This is a genomic window from Zobellia barbeyronii, assembly GCF_018603515.1.
In the GTDB taxonomy this organism is placed as follows: Bacteria; Bacteroidota; Bacteroidia; order Flavobacteriales; family Flavobacteriaceae; genus Zobellia; species Zobellia barbeyronii.
Window position 1 is genome coordinate 478683 of record NZ_JACATN010000002.1, and the last position, 18968, is coordinate 497650.

The 18968-nt window shown below is 37.3% G+C and carries 11 protein-coding genes; 4 read left to right on the top strand and 7 right to left on the bottom strand.

Annotation, left to right across the window (positions count from 1 at the left end; all coding sequences use genetic code 11):
- The first annotated feature begins 73 nt into the window (after positions 1 to 73).
- Genes HW347_RS06530 through HW347_RS06540 form a run of 3 tightly spaced genes read left to right on the top strand, consistent with a single transcriptional unit; the run spans position 74 to position 2582 of the window.
- Positions 74 to 868, top strand: a complete 795-nt coding sequence (locus tag HW347_RS06530; RefSeq protein WP_214611105.1) for an SDR family oxidoreductase — start codon at positions 74 to 76, stop codon at positions 866 to 868.
- Between the two features lie 24 nt (positions 869 to 892).
- Positions 893 to 2236 (top strand): L-fucose:H+ symporter permease, encoded by a 1344-nt coding sequence (gene fucP / locus HW347_RS06535; protein ID WP_214611106.1) that lies wholly within the window; start codon positions 893 to 895, stop codon positions 2234 to 2236.
- A gap of 4 nt (positions 2237 to 2240) precedes the next feature.
- Positions 2241 to 2582, top strand: coding sequence for an L-rhamnose mutarotase (locus HW347_RS06540; RefSeq protein ID WP_214611107.1), 342 nt, complete (start codon positions 2241 to 2243; stop codon positions 2580 to 2582).
- A 91-nt stretch (positions 2583 to 2673) separates the two neighbouring features.
- Here HW347_RS06540 and HW347_RS06545 read toward each other — a convergent pair whose 3' ends face one another.
- The 4 genes from HW347_RS06545 to HW347_RS06560 form a co-directional block, all read right to left on the bottom strand.
- A complete protein-coding gene (locus HW347_RS06545; protein ID WP_214611108.1) occupies positions 2674 to 4353 on the bottom strand; it encodes a sulfatase family protein in 1680 nt (559 codons plus the stop codon).
- Positions 4354 to 4515: 162 nt separating this feature from the next.
- Positions 4516 to 5619, bottom strand: coding sequence for an NHL repeat-containing protein (locus HW347_RS06550; protein ID WP_214611109.1), 1104 nt, complete (start codon positions 5617 to 5619; stop codon positions 4516 to 4518).
- A gap of 59 nt (positions 5620 to 5678) precedes the next feature.
- Complete coding sequence (locus tag HW347_RS06555) at positions 5679 to 7196, bottom strand: DUF1501 domain-containing protein (protein ID WP_214611110.1); 1518 nt, start codon at positions 7194 to 7196, stop codon at positions 5679 to 5681.
- A gap of 26 nt (positions 7197 to 7222) precedes the next feature.
- Positions 7223 to 10471, bottom strand: a complete 3249-nt coding sequence (locus HW347_RS06560; protein ID WP_214611111.1) for a DUF1553 domain-containing protein — start codon at positions 10469 to 10471, stop codon at positions 7223 to 7225.
- A 231-nt stretch (positions 10472 to 10702) separates the two neighbouring features.
- Here HW347_RS06560 and HW347_RS06565 point away from each other — a divergent pair, with 231 nt between their 5' ends.
- Positions 10703 to 11566, top strand: a complete 864-nt coding sequence (locus tag HW347_RS06565; RefSeq protein ID WP_214611112.1) for an AraC family transcriptional regulator — start codon at positions 10703 to 10705, stop codon at positions 11564 to 11566.
- A 3-nt stretch (positions 11567 to 11569) separates the two neighbouring features.
- Here the strand turns inward: HW347_RS06565 and HW347_RS06570 are convergent, their stop codons facing one another.
- Genes HW347_RS06570 through HW347_RS06580 form a run of 3 tightly spaced genes read right to left on the bottom strand, consistent with a single transcriptional unit; the run spans position 11570 to position 18954 of the window.
- Positions 11570 to 12892 (bottom strand): Gfo/Idh/MocA family protein, encoded by a 1323-nt coding sequence (locus tag HW347_RS06570; RefSeq protein WP_214611113.1) that lies wholly within the window; start codon positions 12890 to 12892, stop codon positions 11570 to 11572.
- Positions 12889 to 14724: an arylsulfatase gene (locus HW347_RS06575; protein WP_214611114.1), complete on the bottom strand. Its 1836-nt coding sequence runs from the start codon at positions 14722 to 14724 to the stop codon at positions 12889 to 12891. Before HW347_RS06575 ends, HW347_RS06570 begins: the two co-directional genes overlap by 4 nt.
- 9 nt (positions 14725 to 14733) lie before the next feature.
- Entirely contained in the window at positions 14734 to 18954 is a 4221-nt protein-coding gene (locus HW347_RS06580) for a two-component regulator propeller domain-containing protein (protein WP_214611115.1), read from the bottom strand.
- Between the last annotated feature and the right edge of the window lie 14 nt (positions 18955 to 18968).

An 18968-nucleotide genomic window follows, 5' to 3' on the forward strand; every position in this document is an offset into this window, starting at 1 on the left:
AATTGTATGGGCATACTTGAGCGCTTTTTTTGCTAGTATACACCCCTAACAATGCTTAAAATAAGAGAACCTAATGGATTTAAATTTAAAAGGAAAAGTAGTCGTAATTAGCGGTGCTGCCGGTAAAGAAGGAAGCATAGGAGAAACAATTTTACAACGTTTAGCTGAAGAAGGAGCTATCCCAGCCGTAATTGATCGTAATGCTCGTGGTTTTGGTTATGTTGAAGCAATTCAGAAGAAGGGTATTGATGCTATTTTTTGCCAGACCGATGTGACAAATCCTGATCAGATTGAAAACGCCGTAAAAACAATTGCAGAAAAATATGGCCGTATAGATGTGGTTATAAACAATGTGGGAGTAAACGACGGTGTTGGTCTAGATGCTAGCTACGAAGAGTTTATGGATTCTCTTAAACTTAATATGGTGAGCTATTTTCTTATTGTAAAACATGCACTACCCTTCCTTATAAAATCAAAAGGTAATATTTTGAACATTGGTTCTAAAGTGGCCTTAACGGGACAAGGTAGGACTTCTGGTTACGCTGCTTCTAAAGGTGGTGTTTTAGGTCTTACCCGTGAGTGGGCAGTAGATCTGATCAAACATGACATACGTTCTAACGCAATTATAATTGCGGAAAGCTGGACGCCATCTTACGACACATGGATCAGAACTTTACCAGACGGTGAGGCAAAATTACAATCCATCGTAAAGAAAATTCCTTTGGAAAATAGAATGACGAGCACCAATGAAATAGCGGATACTTGTTTATTCACAATCTCGGATAGATCATCGCATACTACAGGTCAGTTTATTTTTGTAGACGGCGGATATGTGCATCTAGACCGTTCATTATTGACTGAAGATTAAACCAACCCACTCTAAAATATACCAATGACAAAAAACACCAAAACACCTGTAGTACCAACGCACTTGCTGGTACCCTTCATAGCTGCAACTTCTATTTTTGCACTTTGGGGTTTTGCCAATGATTTGACAAACCCAATGGTTTCGGCTTTTAAAAAGGTAATGATTCTTTCTAATGAAGAAGCTTACAACGTACAGTTCGCATTTTATTTTGGGTATGGTGTTATGGCGATTCCAGCCGCATTGTTCATTCGTAAATTCAGTTATAAATCAGGACTATTACTTGGTTTGGCACTCTATGCTTTAGGTGCCATCCTGTTTTATCCTGCAGCTGAAAATGGTTCATACACCTATTTTCTTATCTCACTTTTTGTTATCACTTGTGGACTGGGCTTTCTAGAAACTACTTCCAACCCCTTAATTCTTTCTATGGGAGACAAGGAAACAGCTACACAGAGACTAAATTTGGCGCAATCCTTCAACCCTATTGGTTCATTGACAGGTATGCTTATTGCCAAATTTGTAGTGTTGGATAGAATTCTATCCGCAGATTATGCAGACAGTTCTGAAATTGTAGCCCTAGGTTCCGAAAAAGCTGCAGAAATAAAGGCTTTTGATTTGAATATTATCAGTGGCCCGTACATAGCCGTAGGTGTTTTTGTAGCCTTGGTATTTTTTGTTATTTGGAAAACTAAAATTCCTGCAATGACAATGGGAGACCATTTATCCATTAAAGAATCTTTAGACCGTATTTTTAAGAGTAAGACTTTTGTATTGGGTGTAATAGCGCAAATGTTCTATGTTGGCGCTCAGATTATGTGCTGGACGGCTATCTTTCAATTAGTTGAATATTTAAATGAATCTCAAAACTTAGGTGTTGATGCTACCTGGTGGAATATTACCGCCATGGTGTCTTTTGTTGTTACTCGTTTTATAGGTACGGCATTGATGAAAAAAATAAATCCCGCTAAAATGTTAGCCTATTTTGGCTTGGCAGCTGCACTTATGTGCGGTGGTATTATAATGACCTCGGGCATTCTAAGCTTAGTGTTTTTAGTACTAGTTTCCGTATTCATGTCTATCATGTTCCCTACCATCTACGGTCTTGCGCTAAAAGATATGGGCGAAGAAGCAAAACTGGCTTCATCCGGACTTATTATGGCCATTGTAGGAGGTGCCTTTTTACCGAAGCTACAAGCTAGTATAATGGATTTTGGCGATACCGTAAACGGACAAGAGGTTTTTGGCGATAAAATAGCCGGAAACATTACAGAAATTCATTTTTCGTTCTTGTTGCCTATGATATGTCTTCTTTTTGTTGCATTTTACGGTATGTACGCTTATAAAGTAACCAAAACTAAAATTGCTTAATATCATGCAAACAAAAAGATACTGTTACTCTTGTGATCTTAAAGATGATCCAAAACTTATTGCCGAGTACAAAGAATACCATGCTGAGGGTAACGCCAGACCAGCTATAACCAAAAGCATTAAAGATGCCGGTATTGTAGATATGCAGATTTTCTTGACCGGAAACCGTATGTTTATGATTATGGAAGTTGATGAGACCTTTGATGCCAAAAGAAAAGCTGAAATGGATGCCAGCGACCCTGCTGTACAAGAATGGGAACAACTAATGTGGAAATACCAACAAGGTCTCCCTTGGGCTAAAAATGGAGAAAAATGGATTGAACTAGAGCGTATTTTTAAGCTCTAAACATACCTCATAAAAAAACTGAGCGCAGTCGAAAACCTGAATATTTTGGTTTTCTTCTGCGCTCAGCTATTTGTTCTAAACTGTACTTTATCTAATCGTTCCAGTGGGCATCAATAACCTTTTGAATGTGTGGATATTTTTCATCCGTCTCATTCAAGTCTTCACGAAGCCTCAACAATTCTTTCTTCAAATCTGCTATGGTTTCTGCATAAGCAGGATCTGCATAAGCATTGTTCATTTCCTTTGGATCGTTCTTTAAATCATAGAACTCCCAAGCTGCAGGTGTATCCTGATCAAAGTCATTGCCCCAGTTTTCTTTATCCCATTCAGCATTTGGGTCACTAGTATCTACATAGTACTTTCCATAGAAAAAGATAAGCTTATGGTCCTTGGTACGAACTCCAAAGTGGGCAGGGTTTTGGTGACGGTGTGCCATATGCATCCAATACCTGTAATAAGTGGACTTCTGCCAATCTGCTGGCTCCTCACCTGTTTCTAAGATTGTTTTAAAGCTTTTTCCTTGCATATAATCAGGTGTGCTTCCGCCAGCCAATTCAATAAGCGTAGGTGCAAAATCTGTATTGTTGATTATAGCATCGGTGCGAGTTCCTGCTTTGATTTTTTCTGGGTAACGTACAAAAAACGGCATCCGCATAGATTCCTCGTACATCCATCTTTTATCAATAAAATCATGCTCACCTAACATAAATCCTTGGTCTCCGGTGTAAACAATTATAGTATTATCCAGAAGACCTTCCTTCTCTAAATAATCCATTAAACGTTTTACGTTATCATCAACCCCTTTTACACAACGTAAATATTTTTTTACGTAATCTTGATAAACTTTACTGGCATGTTTCTTTTCTGCATCATCCATCTCCCATTTTACAAATTCCTCAGGGCGAATATCATCTGCATTTCGGTAAACACGGTGAACAGAACTATCTACATAGATATTCATAGCTTGGTTACGAATCATATTTCTATGTGAAACAGATGAACCTATTATTCTAGTCAAAGAATCATTCTTACCACGTGTGGCAATTGAACCGTTGTTTCCCCTTTCGTAAAGACTTTCTGGTTCAGGAATAAATGTATCTGCTAAATACTCTTCATAACGAGGAGCATTTTCAAAATCATCATGAGGTGCTTTAAACTGATGCACTAAAAAGAAAGGCTTATTAGGGTCTCTTTCATTCTTTAACCAATCTAAAGAAATATCGGTAACCATATCAGAAGAATGCCCTTTAGTCTGAACCGTATTTTTAGGCCATGGCTTATCTCCACGAACCCTAAACTCTGGATCAAAATATTTTCCTTGCCCTGGTAGAACCTTATAATAGTCAAAAGCTGCAGGCTCTTCTTTTAAGTGCCATTTACCAACAACAGCAGTTTGGTAGCCCAACTTTTTCATTTCAATTGGAAGAAACTGGCGCGCCGGTTCAATACGGCCATCTAAATCCAAAACTCCATTTAATTGGGAGTTCTGACCCGTAATAATCGCCGCACGACTAGGCGTACAGATAGAATTACTAACAAAGCAATTGTCAAAGATGATACCTTCCTTGGCTATCTTATCTAATGTTGGAGTGGGGTTTAATTTTGCCAACCGGCTACCATAGATTCCAAAACCTTGGGTAGTATGGTCATCAGCCATAATATAAATGATGTTCGGTTTTTTTTCGGTGATTACCGCCTTCTCTTCTTTACAGGAAGAAAACACAATAAGCAACAAAAGAGCATACAGTACATTGTTCTTTTTGTAGCGCATTTAACTTTTGAATTATGTTAATAAGAGTTTGATCAAAGTCGAAGACTTTAATCTGAAAATTACGATTATTTGAAAGAGAGGAATAAAAGAAATGATCAATTATTGACAACAAATGTCTTTAATTAAACTTCCAAAATTTGATTATTAATAAAGCAACAGTAGTTACACCCTTTCCAATTTAATAGGTGCCGTTCTGTTAGCGTTCCATTGGCACACGTAAAGGTTCTTATCCTCATCTACAAAAACATCGTGGCCATGATTAAAAACAGCTTTTTCAGACTGATACATTTGCTGAAGTTTACCATTTTTATATTCTGGAGCATCTCCTCCAGGGTTAGAAACTACTTTATTCTCGCCGTCCATAATGGTTACAAAACCAGAATCGTTAAAACGATTACCCTGTTTGTTCTCTGACCAGCATACACCTGCATAGACATTATCATCATCAAGAACCGGTCTACAAACATAAGCTCCTGGTAATTCTACGGTCTTAATAAACTTACCATCTAGAGTGAAAAATTTAAAGCTTTTATCTGAACGTGAAGTAACTATTAAGACTGGATTTTGTTTATCTCTGTAATCTACTGCTACACCATGCGCGTTGTGTAGATTATAATTCTTATCACTATTATCGTGACCACCCCATTTGCGGATGAATTCTCCTTTATGATTAAACTGAAGAATAAAGTCAGAACCATAACCATCTGCAACATATACATCCCCATTAGGGCCTATTGCGGTTTCAGTTGGTAAATATTCTTGCTCTTTAGTATAGACACCAATGGTATGAGGGTCAGGTAAATTGAATAAAAGTCGCCCGTCTATTGTTGTCTTACTAACGGTTCCGGCTTGTTTGCTCCATTTACCGGTGCGGTCTACAAACCACCCACAATCCACAATGTATAGCATGTCCTCACCACCTTCATCATGAAGTGTAAGTCCGTGCCCACCAGGATAACGCGTACCCCAATAGTCAAGTAATTTTCCAGATTTATCGAAAACCAAAATATTATTATCCGTATGGTCTCCCAACATAATAAGCCTTCCCTTACTATCCATCTGCATTTCGTGACAGTTTAATATAGGATTATGAGCTACAGACATTTTTGCCCAGTCTTTAACCACCTTATATTTAAAATCACCGTGACCTATAATTTGTTCTTCCATTACATTTTTCTTTAAAATACTAAAACCGAAAGATGATGCAGTAGACAAAGCAGCGGCGCCTAAGACAGATTTTTTAAGAAAACTTCTTCTTTTGGTCATATGATACTGATTATTTTAATTGGTAAATTACAATGAAAGTTAATAAACAGTGGGTAAATTTAGGTCAATAAATCTTTGACCACATGCCCGTGAACATCAGTAAGACGGTAGCGCCTACCTTGATGTTTGAAAGTCAACCTCTCATGATCTACTCCAAATAAATGCATAAGGGTAGCATGAAAATCATGAACATGAACAGGGTCTTGGGTTACATTGTAACTAAAATCGTCCGTCGCTCCATAGGTAAAACCAGGCTTCACTCCTGCTCCTGCCATCCACATTGTAAATGCTTTTGGGTGATGATCACGTCCGTAATTCTCGCTGGTCAACTGACCTTGAGAGTAAACGGTACGCCCAAATTCTCCACCCCAAACTACGAGTGTATCTTCAAACATGCCTCTTTGCTTTAAATCCTTAATTAAAGCTGCAGTTGCTTGATCTGTTTTTTTAGATTGACTTTTTACACCTCCTGGGCAATAGTTGTGCTGATCCCACCCTTGGTGATAGAGTTGTACAAATTTTACTCCTTTTTCAAGTAGTTTTCTTGCCATTAAACAGTTGGCAGCATATGTACCCGGGTCTCTACTGTCTTCTCCGTACATATCAAAAATATATTCCGGTTCGTTGGTCAAATCGGTTACTTCAGGAATAGAAGTTTGCATTTTAAATGCCATTTCATACTGAGACATTCTAGATTGAATTTCAGGATCACCATAGGCATCAGTCTGTAATTCATTTAAATGTTTTAAGTAATCTAGCATATCCCTTCTATCATTACCATCGTAATTTTCTGGATCACTTAAATACAGTACGGGATCTTTACCAGATCTAAATTGAACACCTTGGTGCTCCGTTGGTAAAAAGCCATTACCCCATAAACTGGCTTTTAACGGTTGTCCTTTACCGTTTTTAGAGACCAATGCTATAAAGGTTGGCAAGTTTTCATTGTCAGAACCTAAACCGTAGCTTAACCAAGAACCTATTGCAGGTCTACCAGGTAATTGATTTCCTGTCTGCATAAAGGTAATTGCAGGGGTGTGGTTAATCTGGTCCGTTTGCATACTTTTTATGAAACATAAATCATCTACAACCTCAGATAAATAAGGCATGGCATCACTTACCCAAGCACGTGATTCTCCATATTGATTGAATTTAAAAGTAGATGGTGCTATAGGCAAAGTACTTTGGCTACCACTCATTCCCGTAAGTCTTTGACCACTTATAACGGAAGGAGGTAATTCTTGGCCGAACATATCACTAAGCTTCGGTTTGTAATCGAACAAATCCATCTGGGAAGGCCCTCCACTTTGAAAAAGGTAGATTATTCTTTTTGCCTTTGGTGCATGGTGAGGTAATCCTAATCGGTTTTTATTATAAGCCTTTAAAATTTCTTCTTCCGTACTCTCTTTACCAATACCGGCAAATGCTTTCTCGGCTCCTAGTAAACTGCCCAAAGCTATGGCACCAATACCAAGTGACGTTTGTTTTAAGAAATGTCTTCTATCTAACTGCTTCTCGATTTGTTGCAAATCTTTATTTGTAGAAGTCAGTTTGCTATGGTGATGATTATTACACATACGTTCTTTTCTTAGCTGTTAACAATTTATCTTTTGGTGATACTGGCATCTGCATTCATAATAGTACTTGCCACTACTGCGTTGGCAGCTATTGATGCTTTATCATCTGTCTCGGAAATTTTAAAGGCTCCCGTTTGCAACCAACCTTTGGTTTTGTCTAAGTTTTTATTAAACTTTTGATATTCCTCATTTTGCAACTTAGCCAGTACATCTAGCTCTTTATCAGTGATATTTCTGCCCGCCAGTTTTTTAAAGGTCATTGCAATACCTGTTCTTATATCCTTAGCCTCCGTCATTTGCTTACCTAAAACCCTTGAAGCTTCTATATAAGTAGGGTCGTTTAAAATCACCAATGCTTGTAACGGTGTATTTGTTTTTTGTCTTCTACTGGAACACAAATCTCTGGTAGGCGCATCAAATGTTGAAATTGTAGGGTTAGGAACGGTACGTTTCCATATGGTGTACATACTTCTTCTGTAAAGACCTTCCTCGCCATCTTGCACGTAGGTACCTCCATTTACTTTCCATAAACCATCTGGTTGGTAAGGCCTAACACTTTCTCCTCCTATAGTTTCATTTAATAATCCTGAAGCATAGAGCGCATTATCTCTTAACATTTCTCCTGACAAACGTGCTGAAGGCCCTCTAGCCAACCATTTGTTTTCTTTATCTTTTTTAAGAAGTTCTTCGCTAATGACTGAACTCTGCTGATAGGTACTGGACAACATTATGGTCTTATGCAATGCTTTCACATCCCATCCTGATTCTACAAATTGAATGGCCAACCAGTCTAATAATTTTGGATGACTAGGCAACTCTCCTTGGTTACCAAAATCTTCTGAGGTCACGACCAGTCCCCTTCCAAAAAGGTTCTGCCAATACCTATTAACAGCTACTCTGGCAGTTAACGGATTATCTTTATCAGTTATCCATTTAGCCAATCCCAATCTATTTTTAGGAAGGCTGCCATCTATTGGAAATATTTCTGTTGGCACGTTTGGAAACACGGAGTCTGTAGGAGAATCATAATTACCCCTATCCAAAATATAGCTTTGTCTGGGTGTTTCTCGCTCCTTCATTACCATAATCTGTTTTATTGGCTCAATACTATCTACCAGAACCTTACGGTCATTCTTTAAAGCTACAACTGCCTCATTGTATGTTTTAGAGTAGTTAAATAAATAATACTTCTCAAGTTGCTCCTTGTCTTCGTCAGTAAGTGTAGCATATGATTTTTCGACCAAGTTTTTTAGCTTATCAGTAGTACTGATCTGCATTACCTCAATGTCACTTATCTCTTTATCAAAGACCAATAAATCATCAACAATGGCACTACCAATTCCCTTTCCTCTCCATATGGCACCTATTCTAAGACCTGGTTCTACAGTTCCTTTATAGATAGGGTCTCTCATTTTATTAAAAACAATATCCTTGTAAAGATTATCAAAAGTGGTCTTTGTCTGCAGCTTTTCTCCATCCATGTAAACTCCTATTCCATCTGCCTTACTAGAACCGTCATAGGTTAGGGTAACCTGTACCCATTTTTCCTTTGGAATCTCTTTTATAGATTCTACCACCATGGAATTGTCTGGCCAAACATGAGCAAACAAAGCTTCTAATTTATTTTCTTTAATTTTTAAGTGATAACCTCTAAAACTATGTAGTTCCGGCCCTTGCATTTTGTGGAAAATAACTCCCTCTTCAAGATCCTTTGGAATAAATACTTTTATAGATATACTGAAAGGTTCGTTACGCTTATAAACCCCAATATTATCCAAGTCTAACCAGGTATCACCATCCATAAAAAGCCCTTTACCCGTGGCTCCTTCTTTGAAAACGGCTTTCTCATTGTCCACAAATTGTTGACGCATGCGAATATGGTTTTTACCATTTCCGCCAGCCTTATTTACCAGCTTTTGATTGTTAAAATCAATAGCCGCTACCAAGCCCTTAGGGCGATTTTTTATAGGAATATTTTTGAAAGAATTACTTGAAAGCCATTGCTCAAATTTATCGTTCTCAGTCTTGGCCGTAATCTCTAATTTCTCTTCAGATTCGTCTACGATTTTTTCCAGATAGGCAAGAACACCTTCTTGTTCTTTTGTGGGCAACATCATAGCTGGTACCGGGGTTGCCAAATCCCAAGGAATCAATCCTGTCTCATCTACATTATTGAAAAAACTATACATTTCAAAATAGTTCTTTTGCGAAATAGGATCGTACTTATGATCATGGCATTTGGCGCAAGCATATGACAAGCCTAATATACCTTGACTAACCGTAGCTGTTCTATCTGCAACATATTCTGATCTAAATTCTTCATCTATAATACCACCTTCTAAATTCTGAGGGTGTAGCCTGTTAAATGTTGTTGCCAAAAGTTGCTCCTTTGTGGCATTTTCAAATAAATCACCCGCCAACTGCCATGTAATGAATTCATCATAAGGCATATTTTTATTGAAAGATTTAATTACCCAATCTCTCCAAGGCGAAGTATCTCTATATCTATCATTACTATAGCCGTGGGTATCTGCATAACGGGAGACATCCATCCAATCTAAAGTCATCTGTTCACCATAATGTGATGAAGCTAGCAAACGGTCAATTTGCTTCTCAAAAGCATTTTCAGAGTTGTCCTTCACAAAGGATTTCATCTCTTCCAAAGTAGGTGGTAAACCTGTTAAGTCTATGGAGGCGCGTCTTAATAATAATTCCTTATCCGCTCTTTTAGATGGAGAAATTCCTTTCTCTTCTAAGTTGGCCAAAACAAAATTATCAATAGGACTATTCACTAAATCCGTTTGCTTCACTTTTGGAATTTCGTGATCTACAGGTTTTAAAAATGCCCAATGATCTTTGTATTCCGCCCCTTGTTCTATCCATTTTACCAACATGGCTTTTTCATTGGGAGATAAATTTAAATGCGATGCAGGTGCTGGCATTATAATTTCCGGGTCGTCCGTCAGTATACGTCTTACAACCTCACTATTTCCAGGGTTTCCTGGGTCTATAGAATACAGCCCGGGCGTATTCGGAGATTCCGCATACGCTAACTCAGGATCATGCAATTGTAGCCCTCCCTTAATTTTTGCTTTATCCGGCCCATGACAGATAAAACATTTATCTGATAAGATGGGTTTAACGTGCTGATTAAAATCTACTTTTTTCGGCAGCTTTGTATAGGCTAGTTCTACATCTTCAGGAAGGTCTGGACCTCCGCATGAAAACAGAACTAAAGCTAAAGAAAAGACGATGTAGTTTGTTAATTTGAACATTATTTATGACAAAGTTTATGTTTTCCACAAACTTAAATCATTTGTATTGCCGATTTCTTGTATAAATCAGGCTATGAGTTGTACATATCCGACATTTTTTTAACAGTGTATTGCTAGATACTAAAATGAAAATTTTATCAAAAACACCTGAAAACCAATTATTATAAGCTTTATTCTTATCTTTAATTCTTAAAGAATAGTATTTAAAATCCGATAAAACACATTTTCCTTATGAACAAGATATTACAATCATTGAAGCTTACTTTTCTTCATGGAGGTTACTCAAGGCTAAATTCTGAGTGGGATTATGACAATGTTATCAGTCCTTTTTCCCGGTTATATTTAGTGACCAAGGGCACTGCCAAAATGTACCATAGTTATGAAGAATTTGACCTTGAGCCGGACCACATTTATCTTGTTCCAAGTTTTACCTATAGCCGTTTTAAATGTGATGATCATTTAGAGCTTTATTATATTCACTTTATTGAAGAACTAGGAGATAGACTTTCTATTTACGACGTAAAAGATTTTAGATATGATATTGAGGCCACAGATGATCATTTTAGTTATTTCAAAAACATTATACAACTTCATCCTAAGCGTTATCTAGTAGATGATGACCCTAAAATTTATGATAATCAAAAGTTTTTGGTTGAAACAGAAAGGAAAAACGATTTGCTATCTGCTAAATCATTTATAGAAACCCAAGGGCTTCTCCAACTCCTGTTCGCTTCTTTTGTGCAAAATAGCAAAAGTTCAAAATTGAATATAAGAAGTGATTTTCATGAAGTCCTTAACTATATAAAAGGACATTTACACGAACAGCTTACCGTTGCAGATCTTGCAAAGTATTTTAACCTTAGCCCCGATCATTTTTCTAGGGTTTTTCAGCAAAAATTTGGGATACGGCCTAGTAAGTATATTCAGACTATACGCATTGAACGTTCAGAGACGCTTTTACTTACCACAAATAATACTTTGGCAGAGATAGCAGAAAAAACAGGACTTGGCACCGTATCCTATCTTTCTAGAATGTTTAAATTGAAAAATGGAATAACCCCCGGAGCTTTTCGGAAAAAAAGGCCCGGAGGTTAATCTTTAATATTTTCTGTTTTTTCTACTTTTCATTTTATTAGCCTCACTGTCACCCACAAATTTTTCCTTTTCTGGATTCCATTCTAAAGTGCGTCCTAGTTGATACGCTATGTTACAGATATTACCAACGCTAGCCGAACGATGACCTATTTCAACATCAGCTATTAGTGGTGTATCCTTCTTAATAGCATCTATCCAATTTTGGTAATGGTTGCCTCTAGATTTTAAATCATCTTCTGGTGTTACCTGAGATTCTAAAATACTTGGCGGGTCTGTTTCAAGATAACTTCTACTAATATCTAGATTGCCTTTACTTCCCATAAAACGAACTCCCCATCCTCTTCCAAAGTCTTCATGAACCATTTCAACTCCGTTTTCATAAAACATCTGCATACCCCTCACCGCTTTTTTATCTGTAGGAGGTATAAATTTTACCGGGCCGGTTCTGTCCATGCCCAATCCCCATTGAGCAATATCAAACATGTGCGCACCCCAATCCGTTAATATACCACCACCGGTTTCACTAAAAAGTCTCCAATCCGGAAAAAATGCAGCACTTGTTGATGGCGATAATCTTTCATTATAGGGTAATAGTGGCGCTGGACCGCACCATTGGTTCCAGTTGACTTCTGATGGTACTGGTTCAGATGCCATATTAAAAGGAATAGCTGGATCACCAACATTTACCAATACTTTTTTGATATCTCCCAAATGACCGTTTCTTACCATTTCAGTAGCCTTTTGAAAGCTGGTCCAGGAACGTTGCATACTTCCCGTTTGAAAAACTTTACCTGTGTTTTTCACTGTTTTGACTACATCTATACCTTCTTGTACCATTAGGGTCATGGGCTTTTCACAATATACATGTTTCCCAGATTCCATAGCGCCAATAGCTTGGATAGCATGCCAGTGATCAGGTGTTGCTATAACAACTGCATCTATATCATCTCTTTCAAAAAGCTCTAGATAATTACCTGTAGTTGTCAGACCCTTATAGTTCTGTTGCCTTCTTTTATCTGCATATAATTGGCTTACATGCGCTTTAAACCATTCGTTTTTTGTTGTCCATACATCAGAACCGGCAACAATTTGTGCTTGATCCGTATTTGCTATAAAAGCGTTAGAAAGAGTTATACTTTGTTTTCCTAAACCTATGTAACCTAAATTAACCCTGTCACTAGGTGCCGTAAACCCTCTACCCAATACGTGACGAGGTACAATACTTATTGCTCCGGCAACTAAAGCAGTTTTAGATATGAACGACCTACGTGATAATTGAACATTTAAACTTTGCTTTGTTTCAACGTCTTTTTTGGTCTTTTTCATAGATTCGCTTTTTTATTAATGACTATATAATATGCAGGAATTCTACCTCCCTCTACCGTTAAAAAATCACTGTGGAGTTCGTAGCTTCCTTTTTTCAAATTCCCTTCTAGTTGAACATAGGGCCTATCTACATCTGCATTTTCTTTAAGTGTAATATCTCCCAATTGCACTTCTGCTCTTTCAAACACAATGCTTCTCCCTACCGGCAACTCATCAACTGTAGAAGAAGCCATAATTTCATCTGAGGCTGCATTTAACGATAAGCCAGATTCTGGTGGATACCTGTATAGTTTAAATTCATAATCTCCATCTTCAACAATATTTACGCTATAGTACCCATTTGGCGCATATTCTCCTTGCCGTATTTGAACCTGGTTCCAAGGAATATTATTTGTAGTGTGCATGTCATGAACCGTTATTGTAACAGGGTTTGCTTCTTTATGACCTACAGGGATTTCTGCATACCTCATTTCTGGTTCTATGCTTGTCCACCATGAATCGTAAAATGACTGCATCTTTTGAACAATTTCCGGGTGTTCAGAAGCCACATCGTTTTTTTGACCTGGATCTGTTACCGTATTATATAATTCAGCTCCATCTATTAATCGCCATTCTGTGCTCATTACACAGCTGTTCTTTCCTTTTTCCGGCCATTGACCTCGTTGGGTGTCAATTACCAGCATACGTTCGGAATCATTCCCTTTTGCTGTTAAAACCGATGTCATATCAGTCCCGTCCAATGGCTTTTTAGATTTGAAAGAAACTCCCGCCATTCTTGTAAGAGTAGGTAATAAATCAACATTTGCCACCAACTCATTGCTCACAGCTCCTTTTTCTATATCCCCATCTGGCCAACTAATGTAAAACGGAACCTTATGGCCACCATCATAATGACTTCCTTTAGTACCTCTTAGACCAGCATTGTAGCCTGAAACACTACCATCCTTATTCTTTGCGATTCCTGCTGCAGTACCATTATCCGTTGTGAAAATGATTATCGTATTATCGAATAATTTTTCATCCTTTAGAAAAGAAACCAGCTTTCCAAAGTTCTCGTCAATATTGGTAATCATACCATAAAAACGTTTCTGTGCATCCGTCAATGGTGCGTCTTCATACATTTTGGCATACTCTTCCGGCACATTAAATGGTGAATGTGCTGCATTAAGAGGTAAGTACAAAAAAAAAGGTTCCTCTTTAGTACGTTGTACATATTTAATTGCCTCGTTAAACCATACATCCGTAGCGTAACCCTTTACTTTTTCTGGTTCTCCATTTCTAAAATACGTATCATCAAAATACGTATTGTTCCAATAATCCGGTGTTTGCTGAACTCCGCCTCCACCATTATAAAGTGTTTCTTGAAAACCTCGATCAAAGGGTCTAAACGGATAATTATCACCCAAGTGCCACTTTCCGAACATTGCTGTTTTATAGCCGCCTTCTTCAAAAACTTGCGCTATAGTTTTTTCATCTTCCAATAAAATTGAACACCCTCCAATAGTATGCCATGCATTATTCCTATTACCATTACGCCCGGTCATAAGACCAGCACGACTGGGTGCACAGGTGGTACCAACGTGAAAATTGGTAAGCTCCATAGCTTCCTTTCCAAAAGCAGAAAGATATGGTGTTTTTATATATGGATTACCGTGGGCCGCTAAATCTCCATACCCTTGGTCATCCGTAAAAACTATTATGACGTTTGGTTTCTCTTCCGCAGTTATTAAAGTAGGAACGGTACCTTTTTCTACTTTCTTTTCCTCTCCACAAGAAATGCATACTAATAGACAAGCTAGAAGGCTAATTTTGATGAGCATATTATTTTTCATAGTATCAATCTAAGAGGTTGTCTTTTTTTCTTTTAGTTTGGAAACATATTCACTGGGAATCACTCCAAATTGCTTTTTGAAGCATTTTGAAAAATACGACGCCGTGTTAAAACCGGTCTTGTACATAATTTCTTTAACGGATAAATCACTCTGCTCAAAAAGCTGCACAGCTCTTTTAAGACGAATGTTTCTGATGAACTCACTAGAAGAAAGCCCCGTAATCTCTTTAAATTTCATATAAAGGTTACTACGACTATACCCCATTTCCTTCACCAGCATCTCCACATTAAAATCTGTATTCATCATGTGCTTCTCTACAATTTCAATAGCGGTTTGCAGAAAAGATTCATCTACGGAAGTTACGGTAATCTCCGTTGGCTGTAAAGTTATATTCCGCGTAAACTGTCTACGAAGTTGATCTCTTTGTTTTAAGATATTTGACAGTGTTAGTTGAAGGAGCTCCATATCAAAAGGTTTTCTAATATACCCTTCTACCCCCATTTTTAAGTTTTCTATCTCACTTTCTTCAGATGCTTTTGCTGTAAGCATGACTATAGGAATATGGCTTGTTTCCTTTTCTGTCTTCAATTTTTCTGCAAACTCAGTACCATTCATTACGGGCATCAAAATATCTGTTAAAATGATATTTGGCATAAGGCTCTTTGCCATTTTTAATGCCTGTTTACCATTTTCAGCTTCGCAAATGACGTATTCACTATCTAGCGCTTGTTTTACCAACGTGCGGATATCTGCATTATCATCAACAATAAGTAATATAGGCTGTTTAGGACGTGATTTTGAAACATCTTCATCAAGAATTTCATCATTGATACCAATGGCAAAAGACTCCGTTTCGGAAGAACGTACTAAGAAATCACTTTCCGAAACTTCTTTAATACTTACCTCGGGAATATTCATGAATGTTTCCTTATCCATTGGAAGTCTCACCACAAAATCGGTTCCTTTATTCGGCTTACTTTTAACTACTATGGAACCTTGGTGCAGTTCTATTAGGTTTTTGGTAAACGATAAGCCAATACCCGCTCCCTGTAGATTTCTTCGGTCTTTTTTATCTTGAGTATTAAACCGCTCAAAAATAGTATTCACCCTATTTTTTGCTATTCCAAAACCAGAATCCCTAACTTTTATAACTACGTTTTTGGTCTGCCCCGTAATGTTAGTGGCCTCTTCTGTTGATATCTCTATATTTATATGACCACCGTCTGGTGTATACTTAAAAGCATTGGACAAAAGGTTGTTCATTATTTTCTCTAGGGCATCATGATCAAACCAGGACATAAGTGGGTCCTCTGTAGAAGAAATACTAAAATCTACATTTTGTTTGTGTGCCAAAAATTGAAATGGCTGCCCCACTTCTTGTATAAATTCAACTACATTACTATTACGTACTACCAAGTGCATTTTTCCTTGATCAATCTTTCTAAAGTCCAATAACTGATTTACAAGTTTGAGCAAATAATTAGTGTTCTTGTACATAATATTGTACTGCTCCTGAACCTTGGTCTGACTTACTTTTGAACCATCTTTACGCAAATACTCTAGCGGTCCTTTTATTAAGGTTAATGGTGTTCTAAACTCATGAGAAATGTTAGTAAAAAACTCCAGTTTCACCTGCTGCATTTCTTCGGATTTAGCTTTCTCTAGATGATTTAATTCCAGCTGATGCTTCTTACTCGTCCTAATAAAAGTATATCTCCAAAACAACCAAAGAACTCCTAAAACCAGAAGTCCATAAAACAAATACGCTCCAGAACTTTGCCAGATCGGAGGTGTAATCTTAATTTTTATTTTAGAAGGAGACTGATCCCAAAGACCGTCATTATTAGAGGCTTTCACCTTAAAAGTATAATCTCCCGGCTCTAAGTTGGTATAGGTTGCAAATCGTTTGCCAGAAGTTGTTTGAACCCAATCGTTATCAAAACCTTCAAGCATATAAGCAAACTTATTTTTTAAAGGAGCTGCATAATGTAGAGCTGCAAATTCAAAAGAAAAGTTGTTCTGTTCGTAGCTTAATTGAATATTATCAATCTGATTAATACTTTTTTTCAAAAGAATATTATCGTTTACTTTTTCTCCGACCCTTACGGACTTATTGGAAATCAGTAAATCTGTAATTACGGTTTCCGCAGGTTGTTCATTATCACTTATCTCTTCAGGATAGAAAGCATTAAAACCGTTTATACCTCCAAAAAGCATCTCACCATCACTCCTTTTTACACAGGCCAATTCTTGAAATTCATTATCCTGCAGACCATCACTTTCATTGTAGTTCTTAAATGTTTCATTCTTAGGATTAAATTTGGAGAGCCCCATATTGGTAGAAAGCCATAAATTTCCTTCCCTATCTTCTAAAATACCTTTAATAACATTATTTGGCAGCCCATCTCTAATGGAATAAGAAACAAAAGTATCTTCCCCTCCTTCTTTACGGGGTACAAATTTATTAAGCCCACCACCAAAAGTACCCACCCATAAAACTCCTGCTGTACTTTGATATAATGAGAGTATGTAGTTATGACTTATAGATTTAGCATCTTTCTTGTCGTTTTTGTAGGTTACAAATTTTGGCTGTTTTTTATAGCGTTCAACAGCATTCAACATGCTTAGACCATCACCCGATGCAAACCAAATATTGCCTTTATCATCCTCAAAAATATCTCGTATAATATTACTAGGTAACGCATTGGGCTGTTTAGGATAACTTTTAAAAACTGATTTATTATAACCCTTACCATCTTCATTTTTAATCCACCTGTGAATACCCGAAGTATACGTACCAATCCACAGGTTTTGCTTGGAATCATTTAGTAGGCTGAACACTCCATTCATCAGGTTTTGAGGAACTATGTCTGACTCTCTTACTTTACTTGGGTTACTAATATCCAAAAGGTATAGACCAGGAGTACTTTCCGCTCCAATAAGTAAAGTCTTCTTATTATCTATCTTGGTTTCAGTTATTGCAAATGTTCTTGAAATTGAGCTAAAGTGCTTAAACTTATTATAATTTCCGTCGTCGTCCGTTTTAAGTAACATGTTGAGACCTCCACCTTCGGTACCTACCCACACCGTTCCATTACTATCCTCATACATTGCTCTAATCTTGTCATAGCTTAAACTTTGTGGGTCAGGTGTGTTTCTGACATTCAAGAACAACTTTTTACCAGGATCAAAAGTATTAACGCCACCTCCATTGGTACCTACCCAAATGATTCCGGTATTATCTAGGTACAATGATTTTATTATGTTCTTACTAATACTTCCAATATCTCTAGAATCGTAAGTAAAGCGTTTGACAAACTGAGGGATTTTATCCGGTGAACTATTTTCAAAATAGAACAAGCCTTCATTGGATCCTGCCCATAAACGATTGTTATTATCCACCAAAACATTGTTGAAATTGGTGTCATCAATCTTCGCAAGTGTTCTTCCTCTACCTTTTATTTGGCAAAAAAGCCCTGCGTTTGTTGCTATAATTAGTCGTCCTAAATTATCTTCGGTAATACCTTTTACGACGCAGTCTGGAAGCCCTACAGATTTGCTGACATTGCCAAAATAATCTCTACCGTTCGAGTCCTTTTTCAACTTAAAAAGACCAGCAGCGCCGCCAACTAAAATTTGTCCGTTCTTATCTTCATAAATGGAATAAATAGAGCTACCATCCCAACCTATAATGAACGGATCTTGCTCTGAATTAAAATGTTGGAATTTGACCTTGTCCGGAGAAAGATTAAGGTCTATCATATCCAAACCATCACGAACACCAATCCATAACCGGTTTTTACTGTCCTTAAACAAAGTTGTAACATGATTACCTATCAAGCTAGACGGATCATCCTCATCATTGAGGTAAGAAGTAAAATTACCAGTAGCTGCATTATAAAAATTAAGTCCACTCCCTGTTGTGCCCACCCAAAGGTTACCTGTTTCATCTCCAGTAATATCAGAAACTAAATTACTACTAATACGATTTGGTTTATTTGCACTTGGGTTGTATCCCGTGAATTTATAACCATCATACTTATTAAGACCATCATGCGTACCAAACCACATAAAGCCCTGCTTATCTTGATAAATGGTATTAATATCACTCTGTGAAAGGCCATCACTGGTTGTAATGTGTTTGAAACTGATGTGGTTTTGGGCACTACCCAGAATGGTATATAAAGTACCAATAATTACAAGTGTATAATTAATAAGTTTTCCTTTCATATTGGTATTTCTGC

What these genes read in the sequence shown, in the direction of transcription:
- HW347_RS06530 (WP_214611105.1), top strand. Translation starts at nt 74, where the DNA reads ATGGATTTAAATTTAAAAGGAAAAGTAGTCGTAATTAGCGGTGCTGCC.
- fucP (WP_214611106.1), top strand. Translation starts at nt 893, where the DNA reads ATGACAAAAAACACCAAAACACCTGTAGTACCAACGCACTTGCTGGTA.
- HW347_RS06540 (WP_214611107.1), top strand. Translation starts at nt 2,241, where the DNA reads ATGCAAACAAAAAGATACTGTTACTCTTGTGATCTTAAAGATGATCCA.
- HW347_RS06545 (WP_214611108.1), bottom strand. Translation starts at nt 4,353, where the DNA reads ATGCGCTACAAAAAGAACAATGTACTGTATGCTCTTTTGTTGCTTATT.
- HW347_RS06550 (WP_214611109.1), bottom strand. Translation starts at nt 5,619, where the DNA reads ATGACCAAAAGAAGAAGTTTTCTTAAAAAATCTGTCTTAGGCGCCGCT.
- HW347_RS06555 (WP_214611110.1), bottom strand. Translation starts at nt 7,196, where the DNA reads ATGTGTAATAATCATCACCATAGCAAACTGACTTCTACAAATAAAGAT.
- HW347_RS06560 (WP_214611111.1), bottom strand. Translation starts at nt 10,471, where the DNA reads ATGTTCAAATTAACAAACTACATCGTCTTTTCTTTAGCTTTAGTTCTG.
- HW347_RS06565 (WP_214611112.1), top strand. Translation starts at nt 10,703, where the DNA reads ATGAACAAGATATTACAATCATTGAAGCTTACTTTTCTTCATGGAGGT.
- HW347_RS06570 (WP_214611113.1), bottom strand. Translation starts at nt 12,892, where the DNA reads ATGAAAAAGACCAAAAAAGACGTTGAAACAAAGCAAAGTTTAAATGTT.
- HW347_RS06575 (WP_214611114.1), bottom strand. Translation starts at nt 14,724, where the DNA reads ATGAAAAATAATATGCTCATCAAAATTAGCCTTCTAGCTTGTCTATTA.
- HW347_RS06580 (WP_214611115.1), bottom strand. Translation starts at nt 18,954, where the DNA reads ATGAAAGGAAAACTTATTAATTATACACTTGTAATTATTGGTACTTTA.